17 protein-coding genes are annotated in these 19,246 nt (G+C 61.7%); 3 read left to right on the top strand and 14 right to left on the bottom strand.

Annotated features, from left to right (window positions below; genetic code table 11):
• Positions 1–18: 18 nt before the first annotated feature.
• Both CXK91_RS21395 and CXK91_RS22770 read left to right on the top strand, forming a co-directional pair.
• Complete coding sequence (locus CXK91_RS21395) at positions 19–918, top strand: AEC family transporter (RefSeq protein ID WP_103458018.1); 900 nt, start codon at positions 19–21, stop codon at positions 916–918.
• A 41-nt stretch (positions 919–959) separates the two neighbouring features.
• Positions 960–1,133: a hypothetical protein gene (locus tag CXK91_RS22770; protein ID WP_181003997.1), complete on the top strand. Its 174-nt coding sequence runs from the start codon at positions 960–962 to the stop codon at positions 1,131–1,133.
• Positions 1,134–1,193: 60 nt separating this feature from the next.
• On the opposite strand, the gene CXK91_RS21390 is transcribed toward CXK91_RS22770, so the two are convergent.
• Both CXK91_RS21390 and CXK91_RS21385 read right to left on the bottom strand, forming a co-directional pair.
• On the bottom strand, positions 1,194–1,928 hold the full coding sequence (locus CXK91_RS21390; protein WP_336440735.1) for a VC0807 family protein: 735 nt from the start codon (positions 1,926–1,928) through the stop codon (positions 1,194–1,196).
• 105 nt (positions 1,929–2,033) lie between these two features.
• A complete protein-coding gene (locus CXK91_RS21385) occupies positions 2,034–2,981 on the bottom strand; it encodes a lysylphosphatidylglycerol synthase transmembrane domain-containing protein (RefSeq protein WP_103458017.1) in 948 nt (315 codons plus the stop codon).
• A 223-nt stretch (positions 2,982–3,204) separates the two neighbouring features.
• On the opposite strand from CXK91_RS21385, the gene CXK91_RS21380 reads away from it, so the two are divergent.
• Positions 3,205–4,455 (top strand): cytochrome P450, encoded by a 1,251-nt coding sequence (locus CXK91_RS21380; RefSeq protein WP_003284912.1) that lies wholly within the window; start codon positions 3,205–3,207, stop codon positions 4,453–4,455.
• Between the two features lie 15 nt (positions 4,456–4,470).
• On the opposite strand, the gene CXK91_RS21375 is transcribed toward CXK91_RS21380, so the two are convergent.
• The 12 genes from CXK91_RS21375 to CXK91_RS21320 form a co-directional block, all read right to left on the bottom strand.
• On the bottom strand, positions 4,471–7,278 hold the full coding sequence (locus tag CXK91_RS21375; RefSeq protein WP_103458016.1) for a hybrid sensor histidine kinase/response regulator: 2,808 nt from the start codon (positions 7,276–7,278) through the stop codon (positions 4,471–4,473).
• 116 nt (positions 7,279–7,394) lie between these two features.
• On the bottom strand, positions 7,395–8,687 hold the full coding sequence (gene purD / locus CXK91_RS21370) for a phosphoribosylamine--glycine ligase (protein WP_103458015.1): 1,293 nt from the start codon (positions 8,685–8,687) through the stop codon (positions 7,395–7,397).
• Between the two features lie 218 nt (positions 8,688–8,905).
• Positions 8,906–10,510: a bifunctional phosphoribosylaminoimidazolecarboxamide formyltransferase/IMP cyclohydrolase gene (purH, locus tag CXK91_RS21365; protein WP_103458014.1), complete on the bottom strand. Its 1,605-nt coding sequence runs from the start codon at positions 10,508–10,510 to the stop codon at positions 8,906–8,908.
• Between the two features lie 75 nt (positions 10,511–10,585).
• Positions 10,586–10,906 carry a DNA-binding transcriptional regulator Fis gene (gene fis / locus CXK91_RS21360; protein WP_003279911.1) on the bottom strand — a complete coding sequence of 107 codons (321 nt, stop codon included), beginning with the start codon at positions 10,904–10,906 and terminating at the stop codon, positions 10,586–10,588.
• Positions 10,903–11,916, bottom strand: coding sequence for a tRNA dihydrouridine synthase DusB (dusB, locus tag CXK91_RS21355; RefSeq protein WP_103458013.1), 1,014 nt, complete (start codon positions 11,914–11,916; stop codon positions 10,903–10,905). Before dusB ends, fis begins: the two co-directional genes overlap by 4 nt.
• A gap of 204 nt (positions 11,917–12,120) precedes the next feature.
• On the bottom strand, positions 12,121–13,353 hold the full coding sequence (locus CXK91_RS21350; protein WP_103458012.1) for a DUF3426 domain-containing protein: 1,233 nt from the start codon (positions 13,351–13,353) through the stop codon (positions 12,121–12,123).
• Positions 13,354–13,452: 99 nt separating this feature from the next.
• Positions 13,453–14,334, bottom strand: a complete 882-nt coding sequence (gene prmA, locus CXK91_RS21345; protein WP_103458011.1) for a 50S ribosomal protein L11 methyltransferase — start codon at positions 14,332–14,334, stop codon at positions 13,453–13,455.
• 148 nt (positions 14,335–14,482) lie between these two features.
• Positions 14,483–15,832 carry an acetyl-CoA carboxylase biotin carboxylase subunit gene (gene accC, locus CXK91_RS21340; RefSeq protein ID WP_003279902.1) on the bottom strand — a complete coding sequence of 450 codons (1,350 nt, stop codon included), beginning with the start codon at positions 15,830–15,832 and terminating at the stop codon, positions 14,483–14,485.
• 17 nt (positions 15,833–15,849) lie between these two features.
• Complete coding sequence (accB, locus tag CXK91_RS21335; RefSeq protein WP_003279900.1) at positions 15,850–16,308, bottom strand: acetyl-CoA carboxylase biotin carboxyl carrier protein; 459 nt, start codon at positions 16,306–16,308, stop codon at positions 15,850–15,852.
• Positions 16,309–16,381: 73 nt separating this feature from the next.
• Positions 16,382–16,825, bottom strand: coding sequence for a type II 3-dehydroquinate dehydratase (gene aroQ / locus CXK91_RS21330; RefSeq protein ID WP_003279899.1), 444 nt, complete (start codon positions 16,823–16,825; stop codon positions 16,382–16,384).
• A gap of 213 nt (positions 16,826–17,038) precedes the next feature.
• Entirely contained in the window at positions 17,039–18,838 is a 1,800-nt protein-coding gene (locus CXK91_RS21325) for a protein-disulfide reductase DsbD (protein WP_103458010.1), read from the bottom strand.
• Positions 18,839–18,869: 31 nt separating this feature from the next.
• On the bottom strand, positions 18,870–19,205 hold the full coding sequence (locus CXK91_RS21320) for a Rieske (2Fe-2S) protein (protein WP_011914334.1): 336 nt from the start codon (positions 19,203–19,205) through the stop codon (positions 18,870–18,872).
• Between the last annotated feature and the right edge of the window lie 41 nt (positions 19,206–19,246).

Genomic DNA, 19,246 nt, shown 5'->3' with positions numbered 1-19,246 from the left:
GCTCTCGGGAGGCGCGACATGGTAGTGGTGTTGGCAATTCTGCCGATCTTCGGTCTGATTGCGCTCGGGTATCTGTTTGGCTGGCGCCAGTGGTTGAACAACGAAGGTGCCGCTGGGCTGGGCAGTGTCACATTCAAGCTGTTCATGCCCGCTGTACTGTTCAACGGGATCGCGCGCGCCGAGCTTAGCGACGGCATGTCGCCGATGCTTCTGCTGGCCTATTTCGTGCCAGTGCTGCTGGTCTTCGTGCTGGTCAACGCCGTCGCCCACCGGCGAGCCGGGCGGGCGACTCCGCTGGGTCTTACGGCCGCCTACTCGAACAACGTGCTGGTCGGCATCCCTCTGGTGACGACGCTGCTCGGTGCGGAAAGCCTGATCTACGTGTTCGCCATTCTGGTATTTCACAGCCTGATACTTTTCTCCCTGCAAAGCTTCTATGCCGCGTTGGGTGATGGCGACAAAGTCAGCGTCCCGGCGCTGCTAAAGAATCTGGCCAATCCCCTCATCATCGGCCTGCTACTCGGCGCGCTCCTGAATCTCTCTGGTCTCGAGCTGCCCGAGCCGCTGTGGCGTGTCGCAGGGTGGTTGGCGCAGGCGGCGTTGCCCTGTGCGCTGATGGTGCTGGGAATCAGTCTGTCGCGTTATCGGCTGCGCCCCAGTGGCTCAGTGCTGCTGCTAACGCTGATCAAGCTAGTGCTGTTTCCAGCAGTGGTCTGGTGGCTGAGTGGCTTGTTGCCTGGCTTGAATCAAGATGCGCGCAATGTACTGGTGCTGCTGGCGGCCTGCCCGAGCGGCGTGAACGTGCTGGCCTTCGTCAAGCACTCTGAAGATACGCGAGCGGTCAGCTCGACCGTGTTTCTCTCCACCGTGGCGGCTGCTGTCAGTCTGCCATTGTGGATGCTGCTGGTTGCTGGCTGACACAGCGGGCAGTGTGCTCGCCCACTGCCAGAGTGGACGGCTTGAACGGTTCCATGTCGGTTTTAACGAACGCCCTCGCACCAGGGAGGTCACAAAAACACAGACTTGGAAAAACGGGAGAGAACAGCATGCTGAAATTCATCGGCGGGACCGCAGGAATCATCTTCATCATCGGCCTGATCGTCGTGATCGGGATATTCAAGCTGCTGTTCTGACGGAACGGGGGCGCGGACGGGCTGCCCAGCGTGCGCTGGGCAGCCCTTTTTCATGCTCAGCTACTTGTTACGGCCGGCCTGCTCCTGTGCTCCGGCAGCCATGATGTCTTCGAGGCGCAGGCCGGTAAGGCCGTGGATGGTGCGCCAGAGGTAATAGAAGATCGCCATCATCATCAGCATGCTGGGAATGGCAATCATCGGGTAGCTGAGTAGGGTCATGCGGCCCAGTTCGGCATTGAAGGCTTCGCTGCCGGCGGGGCTGTTGACTATCCACTTGGCCAGCACGTAATTCATGAAGGACGAGAAGAAGAACGTGCCGCTTAGAAGGTACGTAGCCCGCAGCAGGCGCGTCTCGAAGTGTTCGACCTGACCATTTTGTTCGAGCTGCTCGTGGATCTTGTCGACGTTGAGCACCTTGGGGTTGTACAGCAGTGTGCGAATCAGGGGGTAACGCGTGCGCGTCGACGCCAGCACGGCGATGCCGATGACGCCCGGGACAGCTGCTTCTTTGACTGCCAGCCATTGGGTGTCGAGCTGCAGCAGGCCGATGCCGCCGGTCAGCATGACGCTGATGAGGCCAAGCAGTGCGATCCAATTGAACTTGCGGTATTTGGCCAGTTCCCACAGCCCCCAGCTCAGCGGAAAAGCCAGGGCGAGTAGGAGTGCGCCATCAGCGCCTAGACGATGTTCGCCACTGAGCTTCATCAGGATCAGCGAAGGAATGACGATGCTGACGGCGAGGTCGATCAGCGGGCGCGGTTTATGTTCGGCAGGGGCGTGGGTGGTATCGGTCATGACATCGGGTTGGTCTGAAGAGGGCTGCATGATCGCTCGTGTAGCGCCTCTTCGCCAGACCATCTTCGTCGGGATGGGAATTCTGCATGTTTCGACTGCGGCCATTTAGCGAGACGATGCCTCGGCACGCCTCGTGCGCCATTGGCTGTGCTCGAAAAACAGTACAACGACGATCGCCAGTGCGAATGGCAGCAACAGGTAGAAACCGCGGAAGACGATCAGCGCCGCGAGCACGTCGACTGTAGGCAGCTCCGGTAAAGCGGCGACGAAGGTCAGCTCGAGCACGCCGAGTCCTCCTGGCGCGTGCGAAAGCAATGCCAGCGTAAAAGACGCCAGGAACACGCCGAGAATTGTCAGATATCCAGGGTTGTTTTCTGCGGGTAGCGCGAAATAGATGATTGCTGCCGCGCAGAAAAGCTCAAGCGGCCCGGCCAGCAGTTGGCGGCCGACAATAGGCAGCCGTGGGTATTGGATGTGCCACTTGCCAAGGCGCCAGGAGGGCAGTTGGCGCCACGCCCCGAAAGCGTAGAGCGTGATTAGTGCGAGCAGCCCGGCACCGATGGCGATCGATACCCAGCTGGCGCTGTGGACGGCGCGGTCTAGCAGTTGTGGCTTTAAAATCAGCACGACGCCGGATGCAAGCAAGGTTCCCAGTGCAAAGGTCAGCGAGCAGAAGACGATGAGGATGCCGATTTCCTGAGGCGTCAGCCCTTTGCTGCGGTAAGCGCGGTAACGCACCAGCGCGCCGGAGAACACCGAGGCGCCGATATTATGGGCCAGGGCATAGGTAGTGAATGAGCAGAGCGCGATGAACCACCAGGAGATCTTCTTGCCCAGGTGCGCCATGGCGATGCGGTCGTACCACGCCAGTGCCACATAGGCGCCCAGAGTCGAAAGCGCAGCCAGCAGCCAATGTCGTGCACCGATTGCCTGCAGGCTGCCGGTGAGCTCGGCCAGTGAGATATTGCGCACCTCGTGGTACAGCAGGTAACCAGATAGCAGCACGGCTGAGACCCCGAACAGGGTCCAGGCGACATCGCTCCTCTTCATCATTGCGTGACTCCTTGGGTTTTCAGGGCGGTCACGCTCGCTGCTGGCGCGCACCGGTCATCCCTGATTCGCCGCCAGGCCAACCACCTCCACCTGTTTCGGCTCGTCCTGATAATCGGCAGCAATCGGTGGGTTTTGTTCAGTTTTCCGACTCTCGGGGAGCTCCCCCGGCAACGCCTGAAGCAGTGAGCTGTCGACTGCAGACCCAGCTAAAAGGAGTACGCCAATGACCGACATTCCCCGTGACGAACATCTGGAGAGCTCGCTTTCGCTGCTTGGCGAAGGCTATCCCTTCATTCGTGAGCGCTGCCGACGCTTGCACAGCAACCTGTTCCAGACGCGTCTTCTGATGCAGAACACCATCTGCCTGAGTGGCGAGGAGGCTGCGCGCCTGTTCTATGACGAGCACTATCTGCAGCGGGACAAGGCAATGCCGCGGATGCTGAAAAAGACCTTGATCGGCGAAGGTGGTGTTCAAGGACTGGACGGTGAGGCCCACCGACATCGCAAGCGCATGTTCATGCAGCTGTTGGATGCCGCAGCCGTCGAAGAGATCGTAATGGCGACCGAACAGGGCTGGCGCCGTGCTATCGGCGAGTGGCAGGCGCGCAGCAACATCGAGCTCATGCGCGAGGTCCAGACCCTACTCACCGATAGCGTATGCCGCTGGGCCGGTGTGCCACTGCCGTCAGCGGAATTGGCTGAGCGCCGTGACCAGTTGGTGGCCATGATCGACGGCGCGGGGGGCATTGGCACGCGGCAGTGGGCTGCACGCAAGGCCAGGCGCGAAGCAGAAGCCTGGTTGCAGCAGCTGATCGAACAGGTACGTTCGGGCGAGCTGGAGGCCGATCCGGCGACAGCGCTGATGGTCGTCGCACACCACCGCAATCTGGATGGCTCGCCCCTCGACAGCCGCGTGGCGGCAGTCGAGTTGCTCAACCTGCTGCGCCCGACCGTCGCCGTCTCCTATTTCATTATCTATGGCGCGCTGGAGTTGTTGGCTCACCCACAGTGGCGCGAGCGCCTACGCACCGACGATGCCATGCTCGAGCCTTTCGCGCAGGAGGTGCGGCGAATTCATGCGTTCTTCCCTTTTACCGCCGCCCGGGTGCGCGAAGGGTTCGATTGGCAGGGCTACCATTTCCCTGCGGGCACGCGTGTGATGCTCGACCTATGGGGCACGAACAGGGAAGCAAGTCGCTGGAGCGAACCCGACACGTTTCAACCAGAGCGCTTCGAAGGTTGGCAGGGCAACGCCTTCAGCTTCGTGACCCAGGGCGGCGGCGATCCTGCCGAGGGGCATCGTTGTCCGGGCGAACGGCTGGCCATCGAGTTACTGAAGCTTGCATTGCGCATGTTGACCCGGGAGATGCAGTACGCGGTGCCGGCGCAGGATCTGCGCATCGACCTGACGCGCATGCCAGCTAAACCGGAAAGCGGCTTGCTGATTTGTGATGTGAAGCCACTGGCTGCCTGATGCTCACGCGGGCGGTCAGTCGATGTGCTCGGCCTGCTTGACGCGGACCCAGTGGTCGATCAGCTCGCGCAGATGCGAGAGTTCGACCGGCTTGGCCATGTGGCCGTCCATGCCCGCTTCCCGCGCACGTTCTCGGTGCTCGCTGAGAATGTGCGCGGTCAGGGCGACCACCGGGGTGCGCGGTCGCCCGTTTTGAGCCTCCCACTCGCGTAGTTGGTGGGTGGCCTGGAAACCGTCGAGCACCGGCATCTCGCAATCCATCAGCACCAGGTCATACGGTTGGGCCTTGATTGCCTCCAGCGCTTCCTCTCCGTTGCAGGCGGTATCCGGTTGCAGGTTGAGCTTGTTCAGCATGCCACGGATGACCTTGGTGGAGATGCTGTTGTCCTCGGCGACCAGGATGCGGAAGTCGGCAGGGACGTCGAGCAGTGTCGACGATTGTGGTGCCGTCGTTGGGCGATGCGGGCCTCCCTGTTGGCGCTGGGCGAGCTCGTCAGCAAGGGTTGTTCTTAGCGTGTAGCCTGCGACCGGCTTGGCAAGGATGCGCTTGATACCCGCATTGCGCGCGATGATCTTGCTCGGTGCGCTGCTCATGCCGGTGAGCATGATCAGCAGGATGTCGTGGTTGAGGCTGGAGTCTTCCTTGATCTTGCTGGCTAGCTGCATTCCGGTCATCCCAGGCATGTCCTGATCCAGTAGCACAACATCGAAGTACTCCTTGAGATGAGCCTTGGTGCGCAGCAGGGCCAGTGCCTCCTTGCCCGAGGCGACCGCGCTGACCTCCAGCCCCCAGGCACTGCACTGCTGGACCAGTACCTTGCGGCAGGTGTCGTTGTCATCGACGATCAGCAGGCGCGTGCCTTGGAGTGGCCCGTCCAGGTCGGGGTTGTTCTGCGCCAGCCCATCGCTGGCCAGCGGCAGGCTGATCCACAGCGTATTGCCCTGGGTGGTGCCGGTCTGGATTCCGAAGTCGCCATCCATCAGCTGCACCAGCTGGCGAGCGATGATCAGACCAAGGCGCCCGCCGTGACGCGTCGCAGCCAGAAAATCGTGGCTATCCACTGCAGCGTTAAGCAGGGCGTCGCGCTCGTAGGCCTCCAAGGGGCGGCCGCTGTCCTGTACGGTGATTCGCAGGCGCGGGTTATCCTGTGGCCCGTCCACCGCTGCGATCAACAACACTTCGCCTTCGTCGGTCTGTTTGAAGGCGTTCTCGAGCAGATTTAGCAGCGTCTGGCGAAGGCGCGTGGGGTCACCGGCTACTACTTGCGGCAGCTGAGGCTGGATGAAGCTGATTAGCTCGACCTTTTGCTGTTCGGCTTTGGCGCGGAAGATGCTCAGGCAATCTTCGATCAGGGCATTGAAATCGAACTGCACGTCATCCAGTTCAATCTGGCCGGATTCCAGCTTGGAAATGTCGAGAATCTCATTGATCAGATTGAGCAACTCGTTGCCCGAGCTATGAATGGTCTGAACGTAGTCGCGCTGCTTTGCCGACAGCGATGTTCCCAGCAGCAGTTCGCTCATGCCCAGCACGCCGTTCATCGGCGTACGTAGCTCGTGGCTAATTTTCGAAAGGAAGTCGGCCTTGGTTTTCAGTTCAGCGCTGGTGACTGCGGCGGCGGTGTACTGGGTGCGACTGTCTGATTGTAGTTGCCGCTGCCGCTCAAGCAACGCGAAGCTAAGCAGCAGGCCGCCAAACGTCGCCAGGCTGAACAGCCCGCCGGTCAGCCATCCGGGATCGAGCTGGTCGAAGCCGAGCAACATCGGCATGAAGAACGCCATGCCGATGTTGAACAGCATCAGACCGGCGACGACGAGTCGCGCCGGCTGATAACCCTGCCGCCATTGATACAGCGCCACGAACAACGCACTGAATGCAGCGGCTAAGACAAGCGAATAAATCAGCCAGCTGTACCAGAGCCAATCGCCGAGCAGGATGGCGCCCGCCAGGGCCAGCACAATATTGAGCTCGATGCCCAGCAGCCAGGTGATCCAGGTGCGCCCTCGGTGATGGAAAAAGCCCAGGCTGTAACCAAGCAGCGCACTGCTGGCTGCCAGCGCCGAGAGGTCGGCTATCAAAGGTTGGCTGTAGGTCAGCCCAGGCAGCCATACCGCCAGTACTCCCAGGTTGGCCATGGCGCAGGTCAGCAGCGCGCCGTGCAGTAGGCTGAGCCAGATATGGGTGTAGCTGCGCGTATAGGCAAAGCGCAGCAAGTTGTAGACCATCAACAACGCCAGGGCGCCGAACAGTGCACCGAACAGATAGGCCGGCTTGCTTTGGCTGACCAGGCCACTATCGTCGATGGTTTTGAACCAGGTCATCACCGGATGACTGGACTGCAGGCGGATATAGGCTTCGCGTGGCTGTCCATCGTTCGGCAGGCTGAACAAGTACGCCCGGTTAGGCAGCGGCCTTGCGCTTAATGGGCGCAGCTCGCCGGTCGCTGTGTGTTGCTCCAGTTGGCCGTCGCGTAGCAGATAGAAATCCAGATACTGCACACGCGGTGCGAACAGCCATAGCCATTTCGGCTTGGTCAGCGGCGGCAGGCTGACTTGCAACCAGACGGCTTTGTCACTCTCCGGGGCGCTATATGACAGTTTGTCCAGGCGCTGAAACAGGGCGCGCTGGGAGAGCACTTCGTCGAGCGTAAGCCTGCCGGACTGGTCGATCAGCATGCGCCAGTTCTGCGGTACGGAGTCGGGTTCGGCGGTTAGAGCGGAGGATGGGGATGGTTGGGCAATGGAAGCCTGGGCCGACAGCGGGATCAGGTTGATCAGCAGCAGGCCGAAGATGACAGCGATGGCAATCCGGAGCCGACCCACTAGCGAAGTCCGTTCATGTGTGTGACGGCGGATTATAGCCATGCCTTTGTCGGCCTGTAATGCGTGCGGCACCGATAAAATTTGGTGTCGCACGCATTATTGGTGGCTGGCGCCGCTTAGCTGTCGCCCAGCTCCCGGGCGATGGCGCGGTAGCCGATGTCGTTCCGATAGAAACAGCCGTTCCAGCGGATTTTTTCCGCCAGACGGTAGGCCTGCTGTTGCGCTTCCGAAACGGTGCGGCCGATGGCGGTTGCGCAGAGCACTCGACCGCCTGCCGTGGTGACCTGGCCTTGGGCATTCAGCATCGTGCCGGCATGGAATACCTTGCCATCCAGCGCCGCGGCATCGTCCAGCCCTTCGATTACGTCGCCCTTGGCATAGTCGCCCGGATAGCCGCCGGCAGCCAGTACTACGCCGACCGTAGGGCGCGGGTCCCAGGTGGCTTCCACCTTGTTCAGTGCCTTGGCCAGGGCAGCCTCGACCAGCAATACCAGCGACGATTCCAGGCGAACCATGATCGGCTGGGTTTCCGGATCGCCGAAGCGGCAATTGAATTCGATGACCTTGGGCGCGCCGTTCTGGTCGATCATCAACCCGGCATAGAGGAAGCCGGTGTAAACGTTACCTTCGGCGGCCATACCGCGCACGGTTGGATAGATCACCTCGTCCATCACGCGCCTGTGCACTTCGGCGGTGACCACTGGAGCGGGGGAGTAGGCACCCATACCGCCGGTGTTCGGGCCGCTGTCGCCGTCGCCGACGCGTTTGTGGTCCTGGCTGGTAGCCATCGGCAGTACGTTCTCGCCATCGACCATGACGATGAAACTGGCTTCCTCGCCGTCGAGAAATTCCTCGATGACCACACGGGCACCAGCATCGCCGAAGGCATTGCCTGAGAGCATGTCACGTACAGCGTCTTCGGCTTCTACCAAGGTCATCGCCACGATCACGCCTTTGCCGGCAGCCAGGCCGTCGGCCTTGATGACGATCGGCGCGCCCTTTTCGCGCAGATAGGCCAGGGCTGGTTCGACTTCGGTGAAGTTCTGATAGTCGGCGGTCGGGATCGCGTGGCGAGCCAGAAAGTCCTTGGTGAACGCCTTGGAGCCCTCCAGCTGAGCAGCTGCGGCAGTGGGGCCGAAGATGTCCAGACCGCGCGATCGGAACAGATCGACCACGCCTTTGACCAGAGGCGCCTCAGGGCCGACGATGGTCAACTGCACATTGGCTGCAGCGAAGTCGGCCAGTTGCTCGATGGCCAGTACGTCGATGGCGACGTTCTCGCACTTGGCTTCGGTCGCGGTGCCGGCGTTGCCCGGGGCGACGAAGACCTTGGCGACGCGAGGGTCCTGCGCGACCTTCCAGGCCAGGGCGTGCTCGCGGCCGCCGCTGCCGATGATCAGTACATTCATTGCTGTCTCCTAGAGAGGGAGGCAAGGGCCGTTGGCCCATTCGGTGGAAAACGCTACGCGGTTTTCCACCCTACGAAAAAGGCGACTGGGTGCGAGGTCGCAATGGAGCCGGTAGATACAAGGCGCCCCGGGCTTCGACAAGCGCAGTTACCTGTTGGCAATGAGCATTGGCGGAGTCCGGGGCAACGCAGCAGATGCTGGCTACAGTGCGGCCGGAATCAATGCCTAAAGTGGCGCATGCCGGTGAACACCATGGCAATGCCTGCTTCGTCGGCCGCTGCGATCACTTCGTTGTCGCGCATCGAACCGCCCGGCTGGATCACTGCGGTGATGCCCGCCTTGGCCGCGTTGTCGATGCCGTCCCGGAACGGGAAGAAGGCGTCTGAAGCCATCACCGCGCCGGGCACCGGCAGGCCGGCATGCTCGGCCTTGATCGCGGCGATACGCGCCGAATTGACGCGGCTCATCTGGCCGGCGCCGACGCCGACGGTCTGGCGGTTCTTGGCATAGACGATGGCGTTGGACTTGACGAACTTGGCCACCTTCCAGGCAAAGATCAGGTCGTGGATCTCCTGCTCGGTCGGCGCGCGCTGGGTCACGATCTTGAGGTCGGCTTCGGTGATCATGCCGATGTCGCGGCTCTGGATCAGCAGGCCGCCATTGACGCGCTTGTAGTCCCAGCCCGGGCTGCGTTCGACCGGCCACTGGCCGCACTCGAGCAGACGCACGTTGGCCTTGCTGGCAACCACGTCGCGCGCGGCTTGAGAAACCTTGGGCGCGATGATCACTTCGACGAACTGGCGCTCGACGATGGCCTGGGCGGTTTCGCCGTCCAGCTCGCGGTTGAAGGCGATGATGCCGCCGAACGCCGATTCGCTGTCGGTGGCGTAGGCCAGCTCATAGGCCTTGCGGATGCCACCTTCATCTTCCGGAACCACTGCCACACCGCATGGATTGGCATGCTTGACGATCACGCAGGCCGGTTTGGTGAAGCTCTTAACGCATTCCAGCGCAGCGTCGGTGTCGGCGACGTTATTGAACGAAAGTTCCTTGCCCTGCAGCTGCTTGGCTGTGGCGACGCAGGCTTCTTCCGGTTTGTCGACATAGAAGGCAGCTTGCTGGTGCGGGTTTTCACCGTAGCGCATGTCCTGCGCCTTGATGAACTGCATGTTGTAGGTGCGCGGGAACAGGCTGCGGCCTTCGGTGCTGAGCTGCTCGGTGCCCTGGTCGATGCCGCCCAGGTAGTTGGCGATCATGCCGTCGTAACCGGCAGTGTGCTCGAACGCCTTGAGCGCCAGGTCGAAGCGCTGGGCGTAGGTCAGCCCGCCGTTCTTCAGGTTGTCGACCACTGCCGCGTAATCTTCGGCATTGACCACGATGGCGACGTCCTTGTGGTTCTTCGCCGCGCTGCGGACCATGGTCGGACCGCCGATGTCGATGTTCTCGATGGCATCCGGCAGTGTGCAGCCGGGCTTGGCTACAGTGGCGGCGAACGGATAGAGGTTGACCGCCACCAGATCGATCGGAGCAATGCCATGCTCGGCCATCACTGCGCCGTCCAAGTCACGACGACCAAGGATGCCGCCGTGGATCTTCGGATGCAGGGTCTTCACGCGACCGTCCATCATCTCCGGGAAACCGGTGTAATCGGCAACTTCGACGGCAGCGATGCCATTGTCACGCAGCAGCTTGAAGGTACCGCCGGTGGAGAGGATCTCGACGCCAAGGGCTTCAAGGTCGCGCGCGAAGTCTACGACGCCGGTCTTGTCGGATACGCTGATCAGCGCGCGGCGCACGGGAAGGCGGGTGGTTTGGTCGGTCATTGACGTTTCCTAGAGGCTACAGGCTTGAGGCCGCGAAACAGGCAGGTGGCTCAGCCGCGCCTGCCGGTTGTCGCGTCAGAGCAGGTCGTACTGTTTGAGTTTCTTGCGCAGCGTGCCGCGGTTCAGGCCCAGCAGCTCCGAGGCCTTGGTCTGGTTACCCTTGACGTAGTGCATCACGGTTTCCAGCAGCGGCGCTTCCACTTCGGAGAGTACGAGGTTGTAAACGTCCGTGACGTCGGCACCTTCGAGGCGGGCGAAATAGTTGTGCAGCGCTTTCTCTACGCTGCCACGCAACGTCTGCCCCGCTTCGCTCGGCGTGTTCAGGTGCTGCTTGAGGTTCACGTTGTCACTCACGGATGTTGTTCCACTTACCAATGTTTCATTCAACAGCGTCATGCGGCCACCTCTGTTCCATCCACCGAGCCAGGCCCTGAGCGTTGTTCGGCAAAGAATTGCCGAATGCTGAAGCCCTGTGCATCCCTGTCTTCCAGATGATTGAAACGGGCACGGAAGTCCCGCGCGCCCGGCAGTGTTGCGAGATACCAACCTACGTGTTTGCGGGCGATACGGACTCCCATCACCTCGCCATAGAATTCATGCAGCGCCTGCACGTGTTCGAGCAGGGTGTCTTCGATTTCTTCCAGCGCCGGCGCCGCCAGCAGTTCGCCGGTGCGCAGATAATGCGCCACCTCGCGAAAGATCCAGGGGCGACCCTGCGCCGCACGCCCTATCAGCAAACCATCCGCCCCGGTTGCCTGCAGCACCTGTGCCGCCTTGAGCGGTGAGTCGATATCGCCATTGGCGAATACCGGAATGGATACCGCCTGCTTGATGGCTGCGACGGTGTCGTACTCGGCATCGCCGGTATACAGGTCCGCTCGGGTCCGCCCGTGGACGGCAAGTGCTGCAATGCCCGACTGCTCGGCGATACGTGCGATGGTCAGGCCGTTCTTGTTCTGCCGGTCCCAGCCGGTGCGTATCTTCAAGGTCACTGGAACATCCACAGCGGCCACCACTGCTTCGAGGATTTCCACCACCAACCGCTCATCGCGCATGAGCGCCGAGCCTGCCGCCTTGTTACAGACCTTCTTTGCCGGGCAGCCCATGTTGATATCGATGATCTGCGCGCCCAGCTCCACGTTGCGTCGCGCCGCTTCGGCGAGCATCTGCGGGTCGCCTCCAGCAATCTGCACGGAACGCGGTTCGGGCTCGTCGGCATGCGGCATGCGCAGGCGAGATTTACGGCTGTTCCACAGGCGTACATCGCTGGTGAGCATTTCCGAAACCACTAGGGCCGCGCCGAAGCGGCGGCACAACTGGCGGAACGGTTGATCGGTCACGCCGGCCATGGGCGCGAGGATCAATTGATTCATCAAGGTGTATGGGCCGATGCGTACCGCTGACATGAAGATTCCCTGCTTGGGGCCTGCTTGTTAGGTAGATCGGGACTGCAAAAAAGGGTGGGCATAATACCCGCTACGCATGACGGGTTAAAGGCTGTTTTGAACAAATTCTGAACAGCGGTCGCCTTATCGCCGGGAGTTTGGATGGCGCAGTTGTCGGCGGTTGTGAGTCCCGTCGCTTAACACTGGTGAAAATGCCGAACGCCGTTATTCGGGCGAATGGAAGCTCAGGCTGTAGTTAACCGCCTTGGCGCCGGGGTCGAGGATGTCCAGAGCTATATGGATGGGTACCTGGGGTGGCATCTGCGCCTGCCCTGCGAGTTCACCGGAGAGGTATTCGCTTGGTTTGAAGCTACGACTGGCCAGCAGCTTTCCGTTCAGATCGGCGAAGCGGATTTCCAGCAGTGGAAATGGCTGCGCGAAGGCGGCGCGGTTGTAGAGAATTGCGTCGACCACCAGAGCGCCTGTGAACTCGGGGTGGCTGCGCACGACCAGGTTACTGCTCTTGATCTGACCGATATCAACCAGCGCAGGCAATTCGCAGCCAAGCGCCGGGCAGATTCGCTCAAACCAGGGGCGGTATTGATGCTGCCGCGACAGCTCTTCGTAGTTGTATGCGACGTACTGCGCGCAGAGTGCGCCTAGGGCAAGAAGATTAAGGACGCTCCAGCCGAGCCAGCGGCCCCAGGGCTTCTTGCGCTCTTGCCAGTCGAGTTGCAACGGCTCGTCGTCGAGCTCGAACAGCGGCTCGTCACGCAGGTCAGGCTCGCGGCGTGGGCTGGAGGGGTCGTTCGGTGCGGTGGGGGTGGCAGGCTCGATGGGCGTGATGTCTGGTTCGATGCGCTCACTGTTGACCTGTTGCGTCTTGGCCGTGGACAGCAGCGTCGTGTCTACCGCCAGAGGGGACGGCGGCTGCGGTGCATCGGCTGTGATTGGAGTAAAGCTAACCGCTTCATCGTGCGGGCTCGTCGGAGTATCCGCAGTGCCCTGCTCGGCGTGCAACAGGATCTCGGCCCAGCTCTCGTCATGCGCGGTAGCCGCGTCCGATTGAGCTTCCGCCGCTGCGTTGTCGACCGACTTCAGGCCGGCCAGATCACGCGACAGCTCGCGTTCCTGCCGCTCGAGCTTGGCCAGCTCTTCGTCGAGATCAAGGCTGTCCAGATCCAGGTCATCGTGAATCCACAGTGTTTCATCGGCTTTCTCAGGCGTTGGAGCGCCAGGCGCTGCGCCGCCCTCCGTCGGCTGGACCTCGACCTTTGCGGGCGTGGGTGCAGTCAGTGGCCGCGTCGGATCCAGCTCATCACGCAGCAGGTGGTGGGCTGCGTTGAACACTTCCAGACAGGCGCCGCAGCGCACCGCGCCATGAGCTGCGAGGAGCTGGCTGCGGCCAATGCGAAAGCGGGTGCTGCAGTTGGGGCACTGGGTGATGAAGCTGGTCATGCGTGTTTCCGCGCGAAGGTGCCGGCTAGTCTAGCGCAAGCCGGCCGCGCCGCGGCAGTGGGCCGGCGCAAGTGTGCGGGCGAGGTCGCAACGCGCCTTTCAGGTACGGCGGACGCCACTGATACGTACCCAGCCGTCTTTTTCCGCGGTTGGGTCGAGCTCGAACGCTTCGTAGTAAGCGGCACGGACCTCGTCGGCCTGCTCGGCGAGGATGCCGGACAGTGCCAGGCGACCGCCGGGTTTGACCAGTGCTGTGATGCGTGCTGAAAGCGACACCAGTGGCCCGGCGAGGATATTGGCTACCACGACATCGGCTGGCTGCTCTGGCAGCTGTTCCGGAAGATAGAGCGCGAAGCGCTCCTCTGCGATGCGATTGCGCTCGGCGTTGTCGCGCGAGGCGTCCAGGGCCTGGGTGTCGATGTCGGTGCCGACCGCGTGTTCTGCGCCCAGCAGGAGGCCGGCGATGGCGAGGATCCCGGAGCCGCAGCCAAAGTCCAGCAATGACTGCTTCTCGAGAGGCTGGGCGTCAAGCCACTCGAGGCACAACGCCGTGGTGGGGTGGGTGCCGGTGCCGAATGCCAGGCCGGGGTCCAGCAGCAGGTTGACGGCATCGGGCTCTGGCGCTGCGTGCCAGCTTGGAACGATCCACAGGCGGCGACCGAAGCGCATGGGCTTGAAGTTGTCCATCCAGCTACGCTCCCAGTCCTGATCTTCAATCACCTCGACTTGATGTTCGGGCAATTCAACGCCGCGTAGCAGTTGCAGATGTGCAAGCAAGGTGTCCGGGTCGGTATCGGCTTCGAACAAGGCCAGCAGATGGGTATGCGACCACAGGGGGGTGGTGTTTAGGTCCGGCTCGAAGATTGGCTGATCTTCGGCGTCCATAAAGGTCACGGAGACTGCGCCCAGCTCAAGCAGCTGGTCTTCCAGCGGTTCGGCCTGATCGGGGGTGATGGCGAGTCGGATCTGCAGCCAGGACATGGAAGCCTCTCGAAGGGGTCGCGGTAAAAACCGGCAAGCTTACTGGAGGGGGCTTGTTGCGGCCAGCACGGGGTGTCCGGGCGGCGGTTTTCAGAAACGACAGAGGCCGCCCGAAGGCGGCCTCTGTGGTGCAGCAGCGAGCCGGGACTCAGTGCTTGTCCATACCTAGCTTCTTCTCCAGGTAATGGATGTTGACGCCACCTGCGCAGAAGCCAGCGTCGCGCACCAGGTCACGGTGCAGCGGGGCGTTGGTCTTGATGCCATCTACGATCAGCTCGTCGAGCGCATTGCGCATGCGTCCCATCGCTTCGTCGCGGCTGGCGCCGAAGGTGATCAGCTTGCCGATCAACGAATCGTAGTGTGGTGGGACGGTATAACCGTCATACAGGTGCGAATCGACGCGTATGCCGTTACCGCCTGGCGCGTGGAAGTGCTTCACCTTGCCCGGGCTGGGCATGAAGGTGCGCGGATCTTCGGCGTTGATGCGGCATTCGATGGCGTGGCCGCGGATGACCACGTCTTCCTGCTTGATCGAGAGCTTCTGACCGCCGCCGATCAGCAGCATTTCCTTGACGATGTCGATGCCGGTGACCATCTCGGTAACCGGGTGTTCCACCTGAACCCGCGTGTTCATCTCGATGAAGTAGAAGTTGCCATCTTCATAGAGAAACTCGAAGGTGCCGGCACCGCGGTAGCCGATGTCGATACAGGCTTTGATGCAGCGGGCCTGGACCTTGCGACGGGCTTCTTCATCGATCAGCGGGGCTGGGGCTTCCTCGATCACCTTCTGGTGGCGACGCTGTAGCGAGCAGTCGCGATCGCCCAGATGAATGGCGTTACCCTGGCCGTCGGCGAGCACCTGGATTTCCACGTGGCGTGGATTGGTCAGGAACTTCTCGAGGTAGACCATCGGGTTGCCAAAGGCTGCGCCGGCTTCGTTACGGGTCAGCTTGGCGGAGTCAATCAGGTCCTCCTCCTTGTGCACCACACGCATGCCGCGACCACCGCCGCCACCGGCGGCCTTGATGATCACCGGATAGCCCACTTCGCGAGCGATCCGCAGCGCTTCCTTTTCGTCTTCCGGCAGCGGGCCGTCGGAACCCGGTACGGTCGGTACGCCGGCTTGCTTCATGGCGTCCTTGGCGGAGACCTTGTCACCCATCAGGCGGATAACGTCGGCGGTTGGGCCGATGAAGGTAAAGCCGGATTTCTCCACCTGTTCGGCGAAGTCGGCGTTCTCGGCGAGGAAGCCGTAGCCGGGATGGATGCCGTCGGCACCCGTCACTTCGGCGGCAGCAATCAGCGCCGGTATGCTCAGGTACGACTGTGCAGAGGCGGCCGGGCCGATGCAGACGGACTCGTCGGCCAGCGACACGTGCATCAGGTCACGGTCGGCAGTGGAGTGCACCGCCACGGTCTTGATGCCCAGTTCCTTGCATGCGCGCAGAACTCGAAGGGCGATCTCGCCGCGGTTGGCGATCAGTACTTTTTCCAACATCGCTGGCTCTCCGCGGTTCAAACGATGGTGAACAGCGGCTGGTCGTATTCGACCGGCTGACCATTCTCCACCAGGATGGATTCGATGGTGCCGCTGGTTTCGGCCTCGATGTGATTCATCATCTTCATGGCTTCTACGATGCAGAGGATGTCGCCTTTCTTCACGCTCTGGCCAACGTCGACGAAGGACTTGGACTCTGGCGAAGAGGCGCGGTAGAAGGTGCCAACCATCGGTGAGCGAACCACGGTGCCATTCAGTTTGGGAGCGGCCGGAGCAGCGTCGGCCGCCGGAGCGGCAGCTGCGACAGGTGCGGGCGCTGGCGCGGCCGGTGCCTGTGCGTAGATCGGCTGCTGCATCGCTACTTGCTTGCTGTGGCGGCTGATGCGTACCGACTCTTCACCCTCGTGGATTTCCAGTTCGTCGATACCGGACTCTTCCAGCAGTTCGATCAGCTTTTTGACTTTGCGAATATCCATGAAGCATTGACTCCCAAGTAAGTTCAAAGGGCATTGCTGCTCGCTTCTTCAAGATTCGGCCAGTGCGAATCCATCAGGAAGCAGCGAGTTGTTCCAGGGCGGCCTCCAAGGCCAGTCGGTAGCCGCTGGCGCCAAGGCCGCAGATCACCCCTACCGCGACATCGGAAAAGTAGGAGTGATGGCGGAAAGGTTCACGCTTGTGCACGTTGGACAGGTGCACTTCGATGAATGGGATGCTCACGGCCAGCAACGCGTCACGTAATGCGACGCTGGTATGCGTGAATGCCGCGGGATTGATCAGAATGAAGTCGACGCCTTCGCTGCGAGCGGCATGGATGCGTTCGATCAGCTCGTACTCGGCATTGGATTGCAGGTGCAGCAGGTGGTGTCCGTTTTCACGGGCGCGCTGCTCCAGATCATGGTTGATCTGTGCCAGCGTCACCGCGCCGTAGACGCCTGGCTCGCGGGTGCCGAGCAGATTCAGATTCGGGCCGTGGAGGACCAGAAACGTGGCCATCGGTATTCCTTGTTTTTCTGGGTGCGCTGAGCCGGCGAGTGCGGACCGGTTCGCGGGAAGGGAAAAACTATGCCCCAAGCAAGGGCTGACTGTCCAGTCATGTCGCGATCGCGGGAAATGCCCGCATTATGTCTGAAGATTGCCGCAATCATTCGGTCAGCCAGCAATTGCTTGGCTTATCGGAGGCGATATAGGGAAATCATTGTTCGCGAGTTATAGCGATGGTGCTGCGCGATCCAGTCGATCGACGAAACCGGAGGCGTCTATTTCGCCGACTACACGTACGTCGCTCAGCTCCTTGCCGTTGCGATCAAAGAACAGAATGGCTGGTGGGCCGAAGAGCTTGTAGCGGTCCAGCAGGCTGCGCTGGACGGCGTTGCTTTCGGTGATGTCGAAGCGGATTAGACGATAGTCTGCAAGGCGAGGTGCTACCTGAGGATTGGCGAACACTTCACGCTCGATGACCTTGCAGCTGATGCACCAGTCTGCATACCAATCGAGCATGAGTGGTTGGCCGGCGGCGCGGGCTGCGGCCAGCTGTGAATCGAGTTCGGCCGGCGTGGAAATGGTGTGCCAGCCCTCGCTGGCGATGCTGTTCGGCGATGCGCCAGCAGTGGCGTTCGGTAGTGGCCGAAGCGGGTCGGAGCCGCCCTGTAGCGCGCCCACCCAGGCGGCTAGTGCATAGACCAGCAACACCAGCCCCAGCAGTTGTGCGAGCTTTTGCCGTGGCGTCTTGCTGGTGAGTTCCAGGGTGCCGAGAAAGACGGCGCTGCCTGCTGCGAGCAGTCCCCACAGGGCCAGCGCGACCGGGCCGGGCACGACACGCTCGAGCATCCAGACGGCGACGGCGAGCAGAAGCACACCGAAGACGTTGCGCACGGTGACCATCCATGGCCCGCTTTTGGGCAGCAGCGCGCCACCCCCAGTGGCGAACAGCACCAGTGGCGCACCCATCCCCAGGCCCAACGCGAAAAGCTTCAAACCGCCGCCCAGCGCATCACCGCTGGCGCTGATATACAGCAATGCGCCGGCCAGTGGCGCGGAAACGCAGGGCGATACCAGCAGGCTGGATACTGCGCCGAGCAATGCTGCGCCGGTGAATGAACCGCCCCGTGCATTGCCTGCGAGGCGATCTAGTCGACTGCTCAGGGCCTGGGGTAGGCGTAGTTCGAACAGCCCGAACATGGCCAGCGCGAAGACGACGAAGAACAGCGAGAAGGGCACAAGAATCCACGGTGACTGCAGGCGAGCTTGCAGATTGAGCTCCGCGCCGAACACCCCCATCAATGCGCCCAGCAGGGCGAAGCCGCCCGCCATCGGCAGTACATAGGTCAGCGATAGCAGGAAGCTGCGCATGCCTCCGGGCTGGTCGCGCAAAACCACCCCGGTGAGGATTGGCAGCATCGGTAGCACGCAAGGCGTGAAGGTCAGGCCCAGGCCGGCGAGGAAGAACAGTGCGATGGAGCGCCAGGAAAGATCGCGGCTACCTGTTTCGCTACCCTCTGCAGTGCTTGGTGTGGCTCCGTCACCAATGGAAAGCGATTCGGTTTCCGGCGGGTAACACAGGCCTTTGTCGGCACAGCCCTGGTAGGAAACCTGAAGGACGAAGGGGCGATTGTCAGGGTTGGTTATGGGGATTTCGATGTCGAGGATGCCGTAATAGGCCTCGATCTCGCCGAAATAGTCGTCGACCTTGGCAACTCCGTCGGGCAGTTGCGCCTCGCCGATTTCTACGCCCGGCTCGTCGGTCTGGAACGCAAAACGGTGCCGATAGAGGTAGTAGCCCTCTGCTGCGACGAAGCGCAGAGTGATCTGCTCGGGCTTTGCATCGACAAGGCTGAGTCTGAACGCCTCGCGCACCGGCAGGAAGTCACCGCTGTTGTTCAGCGCACTGCCGAAGGTGGCGCTGGGCTTGTTGTCGAACAGGCCGGCGTTGGCGGGGAGCACGAATAGCAGGAGCAGCAGGCTCAGGAGGCGAAGCATGGCGATCTCACGGTAAAGCTGTGCCGGCATGATAACCGCGGCCGGCGTCCGGCGCCCGCGCTCAACTGTCGCTCTGCCGATCAGTTTGCAACCAGATGCTGTCGTGCTTTTCGATTCCACGGAGCTGACGCAACGTTTGGCCTGCGCAGGGGCCGGCCACGCACTCGCCGGATTCGATGAGAAAGAGCGCGCCGTGGGTGGCGCATTGCAGCAGGCTGCCGCTGTCATCGAGGAACTGATCGGCAAGCCATTCCAGCGCTACGCCACGATGCGGGCAGCGGTTTTCGTACAGATATGGCCGGCCCTCCCGGCGAACGGCGATCACTTTCAACTCGCCGACGGTGAAGCCGCGGCTTTGCCCTTCGAGCAACTCGGACGTTGCGCACAATCTGATCATCTTGTTCTCCGCCATGAGTCAGGATTATCCCGCAGCATTCG

It is taken from the genome of Stutzerimonas stutzeri (assembly GCF_002909485.1).
GTDB lineage: Bacteria > Pseudomonadota > Gammaproteobacteria > Pseudomonadales > Pseudomonadaceae > Stutzerimonas > Stutzerimonas stutzeri_AH.
The sequence above is the reverse complement of the archived record's forward strand: the minus strand, read 5'-3'. Positions and strand labels throughout refer to the sequence as shown.